21 protein-coding genes and 2 tRNA genes are annotated in these 17,278 nt (G+C 50.7%); 7 read left to right on the top strand and 16 right to left on the bottom strand.

The annotated features are described in order from the left end of the window. Nucleotides 1–108: 108 nt before the first annotated feature. On the top strand, nt 109–291 hold the full coding sequence (locus ACXAGQ_RS10820) for a hypothetical protein (RefSeq protein WP_475253877.1): 183 nt from the start codon (nt 109–111) through the stop codon (nt 289–291). A 30-nt stretch (nt 292–321) separates the two neighbouring features. Here the strand turns inward: ACXAGQ_RS10820 and flgJ are convergent, their stop codons facing one another. From flgJ to ACXAGQ_RS10765, 11 genes are all read right to left on the bottom strand, one after another. Further along, nucleotides 322–1,389 carry a flagellar assembly peptidoglycan hydrolase FlgJ gene (gene flgJ, locus ACXAGQ_RS10815; RefSeq protein ID WP_475253876.1) on the bottom strand — a complete coding sequence of 356 codons (1,068 nt, stop codon included), beginning with the start codon at nt 1,387–1,389 and terminating at the stop codon, nt 322–324. Nucleotides 1,390–1,401: 12 nt separating this feature from the next. Continuing rightward, a complete protein-coding gene (locus ACXAGQ_RS10810) occupies nt 1,402–2,520 on the bottom strand; it encodes a flagellar basal body P-ring protein FlgI (RefSeq protein WP_475253875.1) in 1,119 nt (372 codons plus the stop codon). 3 nt (nt 2,521–2,523) lie between these two features. Next, nucleotides 2,524–3,303 (bottom strand): flagellar basal body L-ring protein FlgH, encoded by a 780-nt coding sequence (locus ACXAGQ_RS10805; protein WP_475253874.1) that lies wholly within the window; start codon nt 3,301–3,303, stop codon nt 2,524–2,526. A gap of 13 nt (nt 3,304–3,316) precedes the next feature. Next, nucleotides 3,317–4,105, bottom strand: coding sequence for a flagellar basal-body rod protein FlgG (gene flgG / locus ACXAGQ_RS10800; protein WP_044624008.1), 789 nt, complete (start codon nt 4,103–4,105; stop codon nt 3,317–3,319). 17 nt (nt 4,106–4,122) lie between these two features. Continuing rightward, nucleotides 4,123–4,875, bottom strand: a complete 753-nt coding sequence (gene flgF / locus ACXAGQ_RS10795) for a flagellar basal-body rod protein FlgF (protein ID WP_475253873.1) — start codon at nt 4,873–4,875, stop codon at nt 4,123–4,125. A 317-nt stretch (nt 4,876–5,192) separates the two neighbouring features. Further along, on the bottom strand, nt 5,193–6,485 hold the full coding sequence (flgE, locus tag ACXAGQ_RS10790; RefSeq protein WP_475253872.1) for a flagellar hook protein FlgE: 1,293 nt from the start codon (nt 6,483–6,485) through the stop codon (nt 5,193–5,195). 6 nt (nt 6,486–6,491) lie between these two features. Then, nucleotides 6,492–7,217, bottom strand: a complete 726-nt coding sequence (locus ACXAGQ_RS10785) for a flagellar hook assembly protein FlgD (protein ID WP_475253871.1) — start codon at nt 7,215–7,217, stop codon at nt 6,492–6,494. Between the two features lie 17 nt (nt 7,218–7,234). Further along, nucleotides 7,235–7,651 (bottom strand): flagellar basal body rod protein FlgC, encoded by a 417-nt coding sequence (gene flgC, locus ACXAGQ_RS10780; protein ID WP_107351475.1) that lies wholly within the window; start codon nt 7,649–7,651, stop codon nt 7,235–7,237. 3 nt (nt 7,652–7,654) lie between these two features. Further along, nucleotides 7,655–8,050, bottom strand: coding sequence for a flagellar basal body rod protein FlgB (gene flgB, locus ACXAGQ_RS10775; RefSeq protein WP_475253870.1), 396 nt, complete (start codon nt 8,048–8,050; stop codon nt 7,655–7,657). Nucleotides 8,051–8,215: 165 nt separating this feature from the next. Next, the gene (locus tag ACXAGQ_RS10770; RefSeq protein ID WP_475253869.1) at nt 8,216–9,046 is read right to left on the bottom strand and encodes a protein-glutamate O-methyltransferase; all 831 of its coding nucleotides are present in this window, start codon (nt 9,044–9,046) and stop codon (nt 8,216–8,218) included. Between the two features lie 53 nt (nt 9,047–9,099). Next, a complete protein-coding gene (locus ACXAGQ_RS10765; protein ID WP_475253868.1) occupies nt 9,100–10,017 on the bottom strand; it encodes a chemotaxis protein CheV in 918 nt (305 codons plus the stop codon). A gap of 163 nt (nt 10,018–10,180) precedes the next feature. On the opposite strand from ACXAGQ_RS10765, the gene flgA reads away from it, so the two are divergent. From flgA to ACXAGQ_RS10750, 3 genes are all read left to right on the top strand, one after another. Further along, nucleotides 10,181–10,915 carry a flagellar basal body P-ring formation chaperone FlgA gene (gene flgA / locus ACXAGQ_RS10760; protein WP_475253867.1) on the top strand — a complete coding sequence of 245 codons (735 nt, stop codon included), beginning with the start codon at nt 10,181–10,183 and terminating at the stop codon, nt 10,913–10,915. Between the two features lie 102 nt (nt 10,916–11,017). After that, entirely contained in the window at nt 11,018–11,329 is a 312-nt protein-coding gene (flgM, locus tag ACXAGQ_RS10755) for a flagellar biosynthesis anti-sigma factor FlgM (RefSeq protein WP_475253866.1), read from the top strand. A 17-nt stretch (nt 11,330–11,346) separates the two neighbouring features. Beyond that, nucleotides 11,347–11,775, top strand: a complete 429-nt coding sequence (locus tag ACXAGQ_RS10750) for a flagella synthesis protein FlgN (RefSeq protein WP_475253865.1) — start codon at nt 11,347–11,349, stop codon at nt 11,773–11,775. Nucleotides 11,776–11,821: 46 nt separating this feature from the next. Here ACXAGQ_RS10750 and ACXAGQ_RS10745 read toward each other — a convergent pair whose 3' ends face one another. Continuing rightward, complete coding sequence (locus tag ACXAGQ_RS10745) at nt 11,822–12,247, bottom strand: LPP20 family lipoprotein (RefSeq protein WP_475253864.1); 426 nt, start codon at nt 12,245–12,247, stop codon at nt 11,822–11,824. 8 nt (nt 12,248–12,255) lie between these two features. Next, nucleotides 12,256–12,891 (bottom strand): FlgO family outer membrane protein, encoded by a 636-nt coding sequence (locus ACXAGQ_RS10740; protein WP_475253863.1) that lies wholly within the window; start codon nt 12,889–12,891, stop codon nt 12,256–12,258. A gap of 227 nt (nt 12,892–13,118) precedes the next feature. Between ACXAGQ_RS10740 and ACXAGQ_RS10735 the strand changes: the two genes are divergently transcribed. Together ACXAGQ_RS10735 and ACXAGQ_RS10730 are read left to right on the top strand one after the other, a co-directional pair. Next, entirely contained in the window at nt 13,119–14,255 is a 1,137-nt protein-coding gene (locus ACXAGQ_RS10735; protein WP_475253862.1) for a flagellar assembly protein FlgT, read from the top strand. A 61-nt stretch (nt 14,256–14,316) separates the two neighbouring features. Next, nucleotides 14,317–14,393 (top strand) — tRNA-Arg (locus ACXAGQ_RS10730). Between the two features lie 87 nt (nt 14,394–14,480). Here ACXAGQ_RS10730 and ACXAGQ_RS10725 read toward each other — a convergent pair. Further along, nucleotides 14,481–14,996 carry a hypothetical protein gene (locus ACXAGQ_RS10725; RefSeq protein ID WP_475253861.1) on the bottom strand — a complete coding sequence of 172 codons (516 nt, stop codon included), beginning with the start codon at nt 14,994–14,996 and terminating at the stop codon, nt 14,481–14,483. 190 nt (nt 14,997–15,186) lie between these two features. After that, nucleotides 15,187–15,262 (bottom strand) — tRNA-Ala (locus tag ACXAGQ_RS10720). Nucleotides 15,263–15,527: 265 nt separating this feature from the next. Between ACXAGQ_RS10720 and ACXAGQ_RS10715 the strand changes: the two genes are divergently transcribed. Beyond that, nucleotides 15,528–15,704: a hypothetical protein gene (locus ACXAGQ_RS10715; protein WP_475253860.1), complete on the top strand. Its 177-nt coding sequence runs from the start codon at nt 15,528–15,530 to the stop codon at nt 15,702–15,704. Between the two features lie 56 nt (nt 15,705–15,760). Here ACXAGQ_RS10715 and gltX read toward each other — a convergent pair whose 3' ends face one another. Further along, a complete protein-coding gene (gene gltX, locus ACXAGQ_RS10710) occupies nt 15,761–17,185 on the bottom strand; it encodes a glutamate--tRNA ligase (RefSeq protein WP_475253859.1) in 1,425 nt (474 codons plus the stop codon). Nucleotides 17,186–17,278 lie beyond the last annotated feature (93 nt).

Here is a 17,278-nt window from a genome sequence, read left to right as displayed (position 1 = left end):
GATAACCAGATCTAACATTTATAATTTATTTCGATTTACACTAGATAAACAGTATAAATTGCATATATAATTACACTATCTATTCAATATAACCCATTGGTGGAAATTATGAATATTGGTATTGCAACATTACTTGGCTATGCTATTAAAGAGATTATCGCACCTGTAATTCTGGATAATGTTCGGGAAGGTAATCAGGCAAAAGTAGAGAGTAATGAGATACAGTCGGCACTGTCTGAAAGTGAAGATACGTTGAATATCATTTCATCAATTGTGGATGTATTTGTCTAATATACTCCCTTCCTTCTATTGCTGCTGTTTTTAATGCTTTTTGTCCATCAAGTTATTTACCTGATCGTAAACCCGCATGACCTTTTCGCTGTACCGAGGATCGGTCGCATAACCCGCTTTGTGGATCTCGTTTATAAACGCTTTCGGATCCTGCGTATTTTCTAGCGCTACCGAGTATCTCGGGTTTCGTTTCAAAAACGCCGCGTAATCACTGAAGCTTTCATCGAAAGAGTCATAAGAACGGAATGCTGCCCGCTCCTGGACCGCAATTCCCTGGTGATACTCTAGGGTCTGGGTCGCCATTTTATCCCCTTTCCAGCTCGGATCGGCCTTGATATTGAAAAGGTTATTGCTGTTACCAGCCGCATTGCTGATCACTTTTTTCCCCCACCCAGTTTCCAAGGCTGCCTGGGCAATCAACACCGCAGGATCAACCCCCAAAACATTGGCAGTACGCCGAGCGTAAGGCGCCATATGGGTAACAAACGCCTCTGGGGAATCGAAGCTTTCCGGCAACGTTGAGGGTACAGGCAGTGCAGAAACACTATTGACCTGATCACGCTGGACAATCGCCCTGTTGGCAATCTGGGTGATTTCTTCTTCGCTCATTGCCGGCTTTGGTCCCACCGCCGCAGGCGATAAATGTGGGTGATTTAGCCCAGCATGTTCATTGTCTTCAAACACTTGCCGCTCAAAAGGCAGGTATTTGCCGCCCTTGTCTAGCTCAATAAATTCTTGCTCTTTAGCGAGAGTGCCATCACTTTGTTCTGCTGAGTCAGTATCTTGATGGGCACCGAGCTGCTGGACAATCATATCCGCCAAGCCCAATGAATTACTACGGCTGAGTTCACTGGCCATCTGTTCATCGTGCATCTGCTCGAAGAACTTGGCATTGCGGCTGCTCATCAAATCCGACTCGAAGGCCGAATTGGCCTCGCGCATTGACTTAAACATCATCTGGGTAAAGATAGCTTCAAACTGCTCGGCAGCCGCTCGCAGGCTAGCCTGCTCACCTTCTTTACCGGTTTTCACCCCGGCACGAAGCCGATCAAGGCTAGAGATATCAAGAACAAAGCTGGTATCAGTTGGACTTTTCATCAGGCTCTCCCGTTAGATGATGATCAGCTGGCCTTCGATGGCACCCGCCTGCTTCAAGGCTTGCAAAATCGCCATCAGATCTGACGGTGCTGCGCCAACCTGGTTCACCGCACGGACTAAGTCATCCAGCGTCACGCCTGGCTCGAACAGGAACATCCGTGAGTCTTCCTCGGTCACGGTAATTTCGCTATCAGGCACCACCACCGTCTGGCCGCCGGCAAACGCGTTCGGCTGGCTTGCCGCCAGGTTTTCCTTGATAGAAACCGTCATACCACCGTGGGTGATCGCCGCCGGCTTCAAACGCACATGCTGGCCGATAACAATCGTCCCGGTCCGCGAGTTAACAATAATCTGCGCGCCGGAATCCGCTGTCTCGAACTCGACGTTTTCAATTGTCGAGAGGAAAGCGACCCGCTGGCTGACATCACGCGGCGCACGAACCCGCACCGAAGCGGCATCCATCGCCGAGGCAACATCAGGGCCAAGGAAATTGTTAATGGCATCGACCATGTTCTGCGCGGTAGAAAAGTCCGGCTCAAACAGGTTGAACGTCAGGAAATCACCACGGCCAAACGGGTTTGGCACTTCTTGCTCAACAATCGCACCGGAAGGAATAGTACCAACGGTCGGGGTATTGCTGACAATGCGCGAGCCGTCAGCGCCATCGGCAGTAAAGCCGCCCACCACCAGGCTACCCTGGGCAACGGCGTAAATGTTGCCATCCAGACCTTTAAGGAAGGTTTGCAGCAGGGTACCGCCACGCAGGCTTTTTGCTGACCCCACCGAGGAGACGGTCACATCAATTTGCTGGCCTTGTTTGGAGAAAGGCGGCAGCGTTGCATGGACAGCGACAGCCGCTACGTTTCGAGTACGGAAACGCTCACCCTCAGGGATATTGATACCAAAGTTATTCAGCATCGCACGGAAGCTTTGCTCGGTGTAAAACGCCGATGAGGATTCGCCGGTACCCGGCAGACCGACGACCAAGCCATAACCCACCAGCTGGTTATCCCGGACACCAGCCACAGCCGCCACATCTTTGATCCGGGCAGCATGTGCTTGCGATGAAACAACAGGCAACACCGAAACCATCAACAAACTAAACAACACTGATTGAAATAACTTTTTCATGATTTACATCGCCGCGTTGAAGAACCGGGCGAACCAGCTCGGTGTTTGGGTATCTTGGCGATCGCCCGTTGCCGAATACTGAATGCGGGCATTGGAGATACGCGTTGACGGAATCGAGTTTTCCCCGTCGATATCGTCAGGGCGGATAGTGCCGCTGACCCGGATATATTCATCTCCGCTGTTCAGGGTCAGCCACTTCTCCCCCCTCACCAGCAAGTTGCCGTTCGGCAGCACTTCGATCACCTCGACCGAAATAGAGCCGGAGAAACTGTTGCTTTGATCCGAGGAAAGGCTACCGGAAAAAGAGTTGTCGTTGGTCAGGGCGTAGGACAAATCATAGTTGCCAATATTGACCGGGCGGCCGCCCAGCATGATCGGCTGCATGTTCATGTCAGTCGATTTACCCAAATCCGAGCTGGCACTCTTCCTGGCCTGGGTATTTTCTTCCAGCAATACGGTGACGATATCGCCAAGACCTGTTGGGCGGGAATCGTTGTACAGCCCCATAGAGTTAGTATTGCTGAACAATGAACCGGTAGAGGTCGCGTAATGCTCCGGCTTTTCCGGCGGGCGGACTGAAGACCAGTTCGGGTCACCCTGCACGGCATCTTCGCGGGTTCTGACCATACCGATAATGCCATCGCTTTGTTCCGTGGTGCCTTCCACTGCATCCACTTCGCTGACAGCGCTATCGAGATCCGATCCCGTGTCAAAGTCCTGTGCACAGCCCGACAGCAACGCCACCAACAATGCCACCCGCAAGACTGGCCAATACTTACCCATACCCTACTCCCTGTTATAGCTGCTGGTTAACGTAGCTCAGCATCTGGTCAACGGTTGAGATCACCTTGGAGTTCATCTCGTAAACCCGCTGCGCCTCAATCATGTTGACCAGCTCTTCGGTCACATTCACGTTTGAGGTTTCCAGCATCGACTGGCGTACGCTACCGAAGCCATCAAGTCCCGGGATCCCTTCCTGAGGATCGCCGCTCGCCCCTGTAGGTAGGTAAAGGTTCTGGCCAATCGGCTCCAAACCGCCTGGATTGATAAAGTTAGTCAGGTTGATCTGGCCCAGCACCTGGTTTTCCTGCTGATCACGAATTCGGGCAGAGACTTCACCATCGGTACCAACGGTGATCGCCACCGCATTGTCAGGCACCACAATTTCAGGCTCCAGCACGTAACCGGCACCTGAAGTAACGATCTGGCCTTCGTTACTGACCGTGAACTGGCCGTTTCGGGTATAACCGATATTACCGTCTGGCAGCATCACCTGGAAGAACCCGTCGCCTTCGACCATCATATCGAGGGCATTGTCGGTGGTTTGGGTATTGCCTTGGGTAAATACTTTCTGGGTAGCAACGACCTTAGAACCTGCACCCAGCATCAAGCCAGATGGCAGCGTGGTATCCTGTGTCGCCTGGCCGCCAGGCTGGTTAATATTCTGGTAGAACAAGTCTTCAAAAACTGGGCGGCTTTTCTTGAAGCCGACCGTCGAGGCGTTAGCTAGGTTGTTGGAAACCGTTGAGATATTGGTTTGCTGGGCATCAAGACCAGTCTTACTGACCCAAAGAGCTGGATGCATTGGTTAACTCCTCGCTATTATCCGATACGCATTAAAGATGAAGACGCTTTATCCATGTCTTCTGCGGTTTTCATTAATTTGACTTGCATTTCAAAGTGGCGCTGAAGGTCTATCATATTAACCATTTCACCGACGGCATTGACGTTGCTGCCCTCAAGGGCACCGCTCAGTAAGGTTACACCTGCATCAGCTTCCAACCCCTGCGGGGCTGGGTTTGTTGCCTTGAACAAGCCATCGACATCTTTGTACAAGCTGTTATTTTCTGGGCTAACCAGTTTGATCCGGTTAATGGCAACCATCGCTTCCGGTGGCGCACCCTGCGGCAAGATACTCACTGTGCCGTCTTTTTGGATCTCAATCTTGTTGATAGGGAGCGGGACGAAAATCGGTGCATCGGCATCGCCCAAAATTAGCTGGCCGTTGCTGTTTTGCAGCATGCCCATTTCATCAATTTTCAGATGGCCGGCACGGGTATAGGCTTCTTGGCCCGAGGCATCTTGTACTGCCAGCCACCCATTGCCTTCCACCGCCACATCCAAGGCTCGCCCGGTCGTTTTTACCGAGCCCTGCTCAAAGTTGTTGCCCGGGCGCTCAGTCATTGAGAAAACGCGGGTCGGCAACCCTTCGCCATAAGCCTGCATGCTTCTCGCTTGCTGCAGATCCGCGCGAAAGCCCGTGGTGTTCACGTTCGCCAAGTTATTGGCTGCAACCTGCATGCCGTACATATCTTGTTTGGCGCCACTCATGGCAAGAAATAATGCGCGATCCATCTGTCCATCCCCTCTATCGATAAGTACTAACAATGCAAAAAGCATACCAGCAAATTAATGGCTGCTAGGGTGCTGATTTTAAAGAAAACCAAGTAATAAAGGGAGAGTAATCAATGAAAAGGGGAAAAGAGTTGCCGCTACGCTGACGCTAGTGGTTAGATAATAAACACCTCGGTTAAAGATAAGCAGCCAACCGCTCAAAATCGTCAAAAACCCGACGCAAACAATTAAGCCCACAATTCCGCGAACTATGGGCTTAATATAGGTTGGCTATAGATCAGACGCTGGCTATAGATCAAACATAGTCAGATCAACGTTTAGCGGATCTGCAAAATGTTCTGCTGCAGCTGGTTGTTCACATCCAGGGCGCGCGAGCTGGCCTGGAAGTTACGCTGGGCAGAGATCAAATCCACCAGCTCCTGGGTCATGTCGATGTTCGACTGCTCCAGGGTACCGTTCTTGATTGAGCCGAATGAGCCCTGTGAGGCATCACCCCATACTGCGGCACCAGAATCTTGGGTCACGTTCCATAGAGTACCACCCAGCTGGGCCAGCCCCTGCTCGTTAGCTACACGCGCCATGGCAACACGGCCAATCACTTTGTCCTTGCCGTTCGAGTATGACGCGAGGATGTTGCCGTCAGAGTCGATATCGACATTGGACAGATAACCCGTGGTCGCACCGTCTTCATCTTCCAGCTTGCGGATTTCAAACGGAGAAGCGTACTGGGTTGGCTCATCATAGTTGAAGATCAGATTCTGGGAGCCGTCTGCACCGCCAAGCTGAATACCCGCCGTTTGGAAATCAACGGTTTGGAAGTTTGGCGGATTAGTTACCAGCTGACCTCCCGCATTAAACTGAAGGTTATGGCCTAAATGTCCCGCACCATTATCAACACCATTCGCAACATCGAGGGCTTTCTCACCACCGCTGTCACTGACTGTGTAATAAACCTGCCATGTGTTATCAATTGGCGCTTTTACGTAATAGGCAGACATTTTCAACGGGTTGCCCAAGGAGTCGTAAATGGTCGAAGAGGTTGATTTATTGTAAGAGTCCGGATCATTGAAGTCGAACTGCGCAACCTTTGGCGGTGTCTCGCCACTTGGCAAGTTCATCGCAATGTTCATGTTCTTCGACATATTCGGCTGGCCGAAGGTGTCATCAATCGCCATCGGCTTCGGCTCGTAGGAAGCAACCGTATTGGTTTCCTGGTTAACCTCGTAGCCAAGCAGGAAGTTATTGTCGGAGTTAACAATCTCGTTGTTGTTGTTCAGGTGGAACGCACCATTACGGGTCAGGTTATTATTCGCCGGCTCTGTCTTGTTTGGGGCTACGGCAAAAAAACCGGTACCCGATACACGCAAGTCCAACGGGTTGTTGGTGTAAATGCTCGAGCCTTCGTGGAACTGCTGGGCAACCGTTGCGGTCTGCACACCGCCACCAGTCGTGGTCTTCGAGTTCGAAAAGATCGAGTTGGAATACACATCGGCAAACTCGGCACGAGATTCTTTGAAGCCGTAAGTATTGGCGTTGGCGATGTTGTTACTGGTTGTATTGAGATCTTTTTGGGCCGCACCCAGGCCACTCAAGGCAATATTCATGCTCATAGTTGATTATCCTTTCGCTTGTGCTTTTCCGACCTGAAGTACATCAGCCAAGTTGAATTGCTTGTCGAGACCAGCCAGGTTCAGTAAAACCTGCCCATCTCCTTGTCCCATCACCACGCTATTAACATTGGCATGGGTGAATACGTCATAGTTCTGTGTTTCGCCGCCGACCAGGCCCGATACCCGGATGGTGTATTGCCCCTCCGGCATCATCTTGCCCTGCTCGTTCTTGCCGTCCCACTCAATATCGTGGTCACCGGCACCTTTGGCACCGAGGTTGATCGTTTTGACCAGTTCGCCCTGCGGCGTTTCGACCCGCATCATGGCTTGGTCAAGCGAGTTCGTCAGGCGGACGCGGCCACTCAGTCCACCTTCTTCTAACTTCATGCCAGTCGCACTTGGCACCAGTACATCCTGGCCGACCAAAGTTGAAGCCTGCAGCGCCTGATTCGAAGTCATGGCGGTGTTCAGCAAGCCGAACTGCTCGTTCATCTGGCTAATGCCATCTACGGTGGCAAAGGAGGCCATCTGGGCAATCATTTTGTCGTTGCCAACTGGCTCGAACGGGTCTTGCTGTGCTAACTGCTTGGTCAGCAAAGACAGGAAGTCTTCTTGCTTCAGCTGGTTTTGCCCAGTGACTTTCTGCTCTTCCTGAACCTTTTTTTCCTGCATTGACTTTAGCTGGTCAAGGTAAGAGAGGTTGTTGGAACCCGCACCGTTAATACTGCTCATTGTCATCACTCCCTAGCCTACTTGCCCATCTGCAGCGTTTTCATCAGCATCTGCTTGCTGGCGTCGGCAACCTGTACATTGTTCTGGTAAGAACGCGATGCCGAAATCATATTGGCCATCTCTTCCATTACATTGACATTCGGCTTGTAGATATAGCCTTCGGCGTTCGCCAGCGGGTGATCCGGGTTATACTCGGCACTCAATGGCTTCTCGCTCTCGACAATGCCTTTCACCTGAACCGGCACGCTATCGCTGCGCTTGTAGCTGGCACTTTGCAGCTCTGCAGCAAAAACCGGGTGCCTTGCCTTGTAGGTTTCCTCTGCCGAGCTGCTGACACTGTTGGCATTGGCAAGGTTACTGGAGGTGGTATTCAAGCGTACCGATTCCGCACTCATTGCCGAGCCCGATACGTTGAAAATATTAAACAAGCTCATTCATTAATCCCCTTTCAGTGCCTTGCTCAGGTTCTTGAATTTAGACCCAAGAAAATCCAACGATGCCTGGTACTCAATCGAGTTCTGCATAAACAGGTTCTGCTCTAGCTGGGCATCAACGGTATTGCCGTCACCGGTGTCTGGTTGAGTCGGTACCCGGTACTTTTGCTCACCCATAACCTGTGTGGAGGCAGAAATATGCCGACCATCGGTACGGCTGAGGCCAACTTTTGCCCCTGAGGTTGCCGCATTGAGGGCCCGCTGGAAGTCAATATCTTTCGCCTTGTAACCCGGCGTATTGGCATTGGCAAGGTTGCTTGCCAGCGTTTCTGCTCGCTTGGCGCGTACGCCGACGGTATGCTGGTGAACGCCTAATGCTTTATCAAAAGAAATGGACATGTCTGCCTCCAAAATTCGTTACCGAATAGAAAGCAAAGGTTGTGCCAGAAAATTTAAACGAGGTAAATTAGAGGGTTGACGCTGGGTGGCTGGACTGCGGGTGTACTGGGTTAGCAGGGCCTAGGATCTGCCGCCCTAGGCCCAAATCGTTAAGGGTGTCAGCCCTTACTTAAGCTTATAGATAATCCCCGGGTTGCAGCGGATCATCTCAAACTTGTCGGTCAGGCCTGTCAGCGACTCTGACGCACCCAGCAACAAATAGCCGCCAGGATTAAGGCTAGCTGCCATTTGGTTGAGTACCTTGGCTTTCATCTCCGGCGAGAAGTAGATCAATACATTGCGACAGAAGATCACATCAAACTTGCCCAGCAGCGCATAACTGTCTTTTAAGTTTTGCGGGCGGAAGTTGACCATCCGCTTGACCTTGTCGTTGACTTTCAGGCGGCCATCGCCGTTGTCCTCGAAAAACATCCGGCGGCGCTCCATCGACAGCCCCCGGCTAAGGGCCAGGTTATCGTAGGCCCCGTTGCGGCATGTCTCGAGCATGGTCTGGGAGATATCGGTGGCGGTAATTTGCACGCTGCTAGGCAGCATACCTGGCCTGCGGCTCTGGGTTTCCAGTACCGTCATTGCAATGGAGTAAGGCTCCTGCCCTGACGAGCTGGCCGACGACCAGATTTTTATCGGCCGCTTGTTTGCCGCCAGCTCCGGCAAGATCCGCTCAGCCAATACTGTATAAGGATAGGTATCACGAAACCAAAGCGTTTCATTGGTTGTCATGGCATCGACTGCCGCGACACGCAGCTCACGGTTGCGCCCGGAGACCACTACCTGCAACAGTTCAGAAAGTGAAGATAATGAATATTGACTGACTAAAGGGCTGAGCCGGCTGCGTACCAAGTATTGTTTGCTGTCACCCAGCACAATGCCACACTGGGCTTCCAGGAAACGGCAAAATTCACGGTATTCCTGATCGTTTATCGTTATAGCTGTCATCTACTGCTCTAGTATGGTTATTCTGTGCTCGAGTCTGTTTGCTTCGGCATTGCTTATTTAGGCATTGCCGCTTTAACCGCTGCGCCAAGTTCATCTGGATTGAATTTAGGAATAAAGGCATTCGCCCCTACGCGCTCAACCATCGCCTGATTGAAAACCCCACTCAGAGAAGTGTGGAGAATAACATGCAAGTCCTTCAAACGGGGATCGTTGCGGATTTCTGCAGTCAGGGTATAACCATCCATTTCCGGCATTTCGATGTCCGAAATCACCAACGCCAGCTGCTTGTAGATATCTCCTTCCTGGGCCATTTCGCGCAGCTTGATAATGGCTTCTTTGCCATCCTTGACCAGCACGCACTCACAGCCGATGGCTTCAATCGCACGCTGCACCTGCTTGCGTGCCACACTGGAATCATCGGCTACCAGTACCCGTTTGATATCAGGCATATCTTCAATGAGTTCTTCTAGCACGGTACCGGTGATGCTGGTATTAACCGGTGAGATCTCATCGAGGATTTTTTCCACATCCAAGATTTCTACCAGTTCATTATCGATTTCAGTCACCGCAGTCAGGTAGTTGGCTTTGCCCGCTCCTTTTGGCGGCGGCAGGATCGATTCCCAGTTCATGTTGATAATGCGTTCGACCGAAGAAACCAAGAACCCCTGAATCGAGCGGTTGAATTCGGAAATAATCACAAAGCAGTTGTCGAGATCATCAATCGGGCGGCCACCGGTTGCCAAGCTCATATCAATAACGGAAATAGTTTGCCCCCGGATATGGGCAATCCCTTTAACCAGCGGGTGCAAGTTGGGCATCGTAGTGAGTTTCGGGCATTGGAGGACTTCCTTGACTTTAAATACGTTGATGCCATAACGTTGACGTCGATTGAGCCTGAAGGTGAGCAACTCTAGCCTGTTTTGACCGACCAGCTGGGTACGTTGATTCACAGAATCTAATATCCCCGACATATTGAGACGTCTCCTTGTTGATTGTTTTTATAATTTGATACGTGTTAATTAGAGAACCAAAAGGTTAAATCACATATCATAGCAAGTTAAAGCTGCTTTATTGAAATACCTGCGGTAAGGCACAGTATCCCATTGTGACTGGCGACATTAAAGAGATAATTACGTGCGTAGCTACTCGCTTTACATTCACCGAATTTGCTTTATCGGCCTGCTAGCGCTTTTCTTTAGCGGCATTAACCCGGCCTTTGCAACCCCTGCACCCGACCAGCCGGTTTCGGGTAATATGGCACCCGAGGCCATCAGCCAGGCTGCGCAGCAGCATGTCAGTGAGTTAACCCGCGAGGCAAACGGCACCTTCACGATCACCGCCCCTAACCTAGACAACCGCCTCCGCCTGCCCCAATGCCCCGTTCCCCTTACAACTGATATTCCTAACCAGGGGTCACTAAGCGGTACGGTATCGGTGTTGGTGCGCTGCGAGCCACTCAACTGGCAGCTTTACGTCCCGGTGCGTGTGCAGCAGGTGCTCGAGCGGGTTGTTGCCAAGACCCCACTCCCCCGGGGCAGCATCATTACCGCGGGCGATATCGATGTCGAACAAGTCGAGTTGCGACGCCAGCGCGGCGCTTCCTTCTCTGATCCCCAGCAGCTGATCGGCTCCAAGGTAAAGCGACCGGTCAGGCTAAGCGAAATCATCCTTGCCAGCGATATCTGCCTGGTATGCCGCAACGATGCCGTGCTTATCAAGGCGGGGAATGATGGGCTGTCTATTATTACCGAGGGCAAGGCGCTATCCGACGGCTCGCTCGGCGAGCAGATACGAGTACAGAATAACCGCTCGAAAAAAGTGATCACCGGCGTGGTAAGTGCGGTCGGGGAAGTCACGGTCAGGTACTAATTCGAAATTGCTGAAAATTTACGTACAATAGCTAAAGGTTTTGCTATCGTTGTCGATAATACAGTAGCTATAGAGCTTAACTGCATGTTCAAGGAGTTTCTAATGCCTACTATCAATAACATACGTACTAACCAGCCGATGACCTCGGGTGGTAGTGTTTCCAATGCGGAAGCGGGAAAAAACAAAGCCGCCGCTGAAGCAAAAGCCAGCGGTGCCGAAGCGGACTCCGTTTCACTCAGCAGCCAGGGCCAGTCTGTAGGTCAAATCCACCAGCAACTGGCGACCCAGGAAGTCTTCGATACCGAAAAAGTCAACGCCATCAAAGAAGCCATTGCCAATGGTTCCTATGTCGTCGATGCCGATAAACTTGCGGCAAACATGATCAAACTTGAAGACGAGCTGAAAGGGCTTTAAGGAACAGGTGAGAGAGTATGTCTACATCTATAGAGCAACTACTTGAACAGCAACAAACTAACCTGACCTCTCTCACGGCCCTGCTTGAGCAGGAGCAAAAAGCGATTGTCGAGCGCCAATCCGAGCAAATCTTGGCATGCGCCCAGAATAAGATCGCCCTGATCGACAACATCAAGCTAGTCGACCACCAGCTCTCGGTCCATCCAGACAAAGCCCGCCTAGCAGAAGGCGGGGACTTGGCGGAAGCCGTCAGATCCTTGAGAGCCCAAACCGATGACTGCCAGTCAACCAACGAAATCAATGGCGAAGCCTTGATGCGCGCCCAGCTGAGCTTCCACAAGCTCAATAACTTGCTGCAACAAAGCCGCGGCAAGCACCAGATGACCTACAACAGCGACGGTATCACCCAGAATACCCGTACCCTGGGCACCGACCTGAAAGCTTAAGTTCTAAAACCCTAAAGCCTAAATCCCCAAGCTTTAGAATATGGCCTTAGAACATGATTTCTTGGCTCTGGGGAACCGCATAGATTTCTGCACTTCCCTGCAAGCGTTCCATCCGGTTGAGATCCAGCTGCATTTCTGTCACATAGTTGTCACCTACCGGGTAACTGCGGATCACTTCAGCCCCCCGGATGCTGCCATCGACCGAGCTATCATTGCTTTCAAAATTCAGCTGCTGGTCATCCATCTCGGAGCGGGCAGAAATACGGATGCCATAGACCTGCTCCGTCAGCTCGCGGTAGGCATCAAGTTTTGATGCTCGCATAGCACGGATCCGTTTCTCTTCAATCGTCTTGCCCTGCTGCTCGCTGATCGACGCGTAGCCAACCGCAGTAATGATGTCGGCGTTACGCACTTCCACCAAAGGCTGACACCCAACAAGGAAAGCTAACACCAACAGGCACCAATAACGCATTTTTACTCCTAAGGTTTAATAACGACTGTGTTTCTGTCGTAGCCGATTGTTTCATCTCGAACAATCCAGCCATTGTCCATTCGCATCCGATTCAAGCTATCAAGATCACGGCCAATCCGGTCGGCAGGCAGGAACCCTTGAGCCGAGGCAATTACCACGCGGGAGCGGATCCCGATAATACGGGCATTGACCAGCACCCCTGCCGACTGGCGGAGCATGGTACCTGCAAGCACGTAATCGACAGGCTGCTCTGCTGATAACTGCTGCCAGTCCCGGCTGAGCGCAAAGTCGCCATCAGGGGTCACTTTGATCCCACCTGTTACCTTGTAGTCAACCACGGTATAGCCCCGCTGCTGCATCTGGTAAATCAGCCCTTCGGATACGCTGTTGCCTAGCCAGTTGGTCTCGTCCATATCCTGGAGATCGACAAAAGAAGTCACGGCCAGCGGTGTACGGGCGGTCAGGTACTGGTTTGATTCAATCAGCTTGTCGGCCATACCCTCAATGAAAAAATCCATGGTATGACGCGGCATCTCATCCAAGCTATGCCGGCTACCGGTATATGGCTCTTTACCGTTATAAATGGGGGAATAGGCACAAGATGTTACCAACATTGCCATCAATACAATTGCCCACTTTTTCATAATTTACCGCTCCAATTGAAGAGAGACTTCAGACCCATAGCTTGTTATCGTAGTTTCAAACAAAAACTTTATTGGTAAACACAAAAAATAAGGAATGCTCTTTGCATTACCCTTGGAATACGATGAAAGTCGCCATTCAATTTCATAACCGATAGTGGCACACCCGCTTCAACTCGTAAGTATCCAACTTACAGTTTCAAGCAATTTTTATACCGAAAGTGGAAGTCATGAGAAAAAAGATCCTGCTCATCCTCAACAGCCTTTGGCTACTACTTGCCTTGCCGGCACAAGCCGCCTGGTATGAAGTCACCGGATCCGCTGTTGTCCTGCAAAGTGAGTCCCAAGCCCGCCAGAGCGCGCTGGAAGATGCCGTATTACAAGTGATCCGCTATGCCGGTGCCGATCTTTCTTCTTTCAACCGTGTAAAGCCTTACCTAAAAAACAAACGCGACCATTACCAGTTCAGCGGCAGCGAGCTGCGTCAAATCACCGTCACCGAAACCAAGAAGCGGAGCGGCAATCTTTACCTAACAGCCCAAATCGAAGTCTTTCCGTCGGCAAGAACTTGCCACAAGGTACAATACAAAAAAGGGCTCCTGTTGGGCGAATTTGATATCCGCTCCCCCCAGCATGCTTCCCTTGGTGGGATCTACCAACTCGGGGACAACTTTACCGCAGTATTGAAGCGCCAGCTGGAAACCCGCTCCCAGAGCTTTGTGGTCTCCGGCATGACCCGTGTCCAGATCAACCCTAGCTACCCAAGCCAGATGGTGATGCTGGCAGAAGATCATGATGCCCAGTACATCATCAACGGCCAGATCACCGATCTCACTTCGACCTTGGATCAGAAACTGTTGCGCAGCGATAAAATCAACCGTCAGTTTGCAGCCGAGCTGCAGCTGCTTGATGGCAAGACCGGTGAAGTCTTGATGCAGAACCAGTACCGTGAAGTGGCCGACTGGCCATTTTCGCGCACGAGCCAAGTTGACACTAGCAGTGCCCGCTTCTGGCAATCAGCCTATGGCCAGGCTGTCCAACGGGTCAGCCAGAATATGATGCTGGATCTGGAAAGCTCCCTGGCCTGCCGTACCAATTTGCCGGAAGTCGTGCGCCATTATGGCAATACGGTCCATATCAACCAAGGGCGTAAGCACGGCGTCAAGCAAGGCGACCAACTGGCCCTCTGGCACAGCGCAGGCTTCATTGACCAGAATGGGATCCCTAGGAACCGTATGGTCCAAACCGACATCACGCTTGTGGTAGACCGGGTTTACGAAAAGTCGGCCGAGCTCAGTGTCGAGCAAGCAGAGCTAGCCAACAGCATCCAGCCTGGTGATTTGCTAACCAAACAGATTGAAGATTGAAACTAATCACTTAATTTACTGGTATTTTTTTGTATAATGGCAAAACCAAGCAACGCTTGCTGCTCCCTTAGCTCAGCTGGATAGAGCGTCCCCCTCCTAAGGGGAAGGCCACAGGTTCGACTCCTGTAGGGAGCGCCATCCTATTCGAAGGCCCAGTGACTACCTGTCACTGGGCCTTTTTCATCACTAGGCGATAGCTCTACCGAACAAGCCCTATCAAGCAAACTACATAGTAAAATCAATGCTGATGTATAGGTTACCCAGTTCCCCAAGCTGGTATTCCTTCCAGTCGTCAATCGTATCGAAAACACGGTAGCCAAAGTCTACGCTGGTGTCGGCACTAAACTGGTAACGAATGCCGGTTTGGCCACCGAAGGTCCAGTCGTTCGTGTCATGCAGGCCGAACTTGTAGCCAATACTACCACCACCAAATACCTGCCAGTTTCCATTGTCAGTAAACGGGTGTAGGTAGTCATAAGCCAAATGAATGCTGGTCACGCCTGATGTAAAACCATAGGAATAATTTGCGGTCATGCGGTGCTTTTCATCAAAAATAGCACCGAGTCGAAATACCGGTTCAAATTCCAGCGGTGTTTCGTATTTCGTCCCGTCAGTGATCCCCAGGCCAATAAAAGACTGCGAAGTAGCTGGCTCTGCCATCGCCTCTGAAACAAAACCCGCTACCAGAAATGCGCCAAGTGCACGAAGACATTTATTTTTCTTTTCCACAATAAAAAACATCGTTTTAAACCAAGACCTGAAAATTATCCCAATCAGCCGGCGATAGGAATGGCATTGTGGATTAATTAATATGAAAGATGACCGTTCAGGGAGAAGTAGAGGCTTTTGGCGAGGTATAGAAAAAGCGAAAAAAACTAAAACAAAAAACCTATAAACAAAAAAACCTCGCCGGAGCGAGGTTCTTGGAATTTGGTGGAGCTAGGCGGGATCGAACCGCCGACCTCTTGCATGCCATGCAAGCGCTCTCCCAGCTGAGCTATAGCCCCAAATTGTGGAACTGATAATAAAAAGTTAGTTAAATCATGTCAATAGAAGAAAAACCAACAATGTAAGCCAAGCTATAATTTCGTGACAGCAGTCACGTCATCGCTTAATTTCCGCTCAAAAAGCCATCAGGTAACCGCATATTTTCCCGCGCTTTTTAATACTTGAAAAAAATGATCTTCGCCTACGCTCAAAGGGCAGTCCCAAGCATGACTCACCAATTCCATGTAGCTTACGCCATATGTGCTAACCGAAGAAGGAGATGCTATGAAGAAACTCACCACGTTGTTCGCTGCACTATTATTGTCTGCGAGTTTCAGTTCGGGGGCTTTCACCCTTTCTGGTACCGAGGCCGATCTCCCAGAGGATGCCGTCAGACACTGCGCGACAGCAAAGAATTTCTACGTTTGTGTCAACAACTACAAACAGATGCATAAGAAATAAAAAAACGGAAGAGTTCTCACTCTTCCGTTTCTGTTTCTACATTCAGGAACCCTGAATTAGCTGTTCGCTTCACGCTCTGCGATAAACGCCAGTGCCATCTTGATTCGAGCAGCAACGCGCTCTTTACCAATCAGCTGCATCACAGCATCTACCGATGGTGATTGACCTTGGCCGGTAACAGATACACGTAGTGGCATACCCACTTTACCCATACCTAGCTCAAGCTCTTCACATGTTTCTTTGATCACGTTGTGAAGGTTTTCAGTGGTCCACTCTTCAAGAGCTTCTACTTTAGCAAGTGCCAACTCTAGCGCACCTTTCGCCACTGGGCGTAGGTGTTTCTTCGCCGCACCGGCTTCAAACTCGCTGAAGTCCTGGTAGAAGTAACGAGATTGCTCTGCTAGCTCGATAAGCGTGTTGCAACGCTCGCCAACCAGCTTGATCACGTCAGTGATCGCAGGGCCGTCAGTAATAGCGATTTCTTTCTGATCCAAGTGCCATTGCAGGTATTCTGCAACGTATTCAGGCTCAGCGGTCTTGATGTAGTGGTTGTTCAACCACAGTAGTTTGTCGGTGTTAAATGCAGACGCTGACTTGCTGATAGAATCAAGGCTGAACAGCTTGATCATCTCTTCCAGAGAGAAAATTTCCTGATCACCATGAGACCAACCCAGGCGAACCAAGTAGTTCAGCAGCGCTTGAGGCAGGTAGCCTTCGTCACGGTACTGCATTACGCTTACCGCACCATGGCGCTTAGACAGCTTGGCACCGTCATCACCTAGGATCATTGCACAGTGGGCAAACTCTGGTACAGGTGCACCCAGTGCTTCGTAGATGTTGATCTGGCGAGGGGTGTTGTTGATGTGGTCTTCGCCACGAACAACTTGTGTGATACCCATATCCCAGTCGTCAACAACCACACAGAAGTTGTAAGTTGGGCTGCCATCAGTACGGCGGATGATCAGATCATCCAACTCGCTATTAGCGATTTCGATACGACCACGTACGTGATCGTCAAACACAACCGTGCCCTCTTTCGGGTTACGGAAACGGATAACAAATGGCGAGTCTTCAGTCGCAGCCGCATTTGCCGCAACAATTTTAGGGTGGTTAGCATCATAGCGAGGCTTCACACCAGCAGCCATCTGCTCTTCACGAATTTCGTCTAGCAGCTCTTTCGGGCAGTAGCACTTGTAAGCCTTGTCTTCTGCAATCAGCTGGTCAATTAGCTGGTTGTAACGATCAAAACGCTTGGTCTGGTAGTATGGGCCTTCATCCCAGTTCAAACCCAGCCATTCCATGCCTTCAAGAATGGCATCGATCGCTTCCTGTGTAGAGCGCTCAAGGTCAGTGTCTTCGATACGAAGAACAAATTCGCCACCCATATGTTTAGCAAACAACCAAGAATAAAGAGCCGTACGAGCGCCACCTACGTGCAAAAAGCCTGTTGGGCTCGGTGCAAAGCGAGTTTTAACCGTCATTGAACATTACCTAATTAATGAAGGAGTATGCAGTGGATTCACTGCGATCAGATGGCGGGTATTTTAACACTGTCTGGTAAATCTACAATGACC

It is taken from the genome of Photobacterium sp. ABD4_091 (assembly GCF_056160145.1).
The sequence above is the reverse complement of the archived record's forward strand: the minus strand, read 5'-3'. Positions and strand labels throughout refer to the sequence as shown.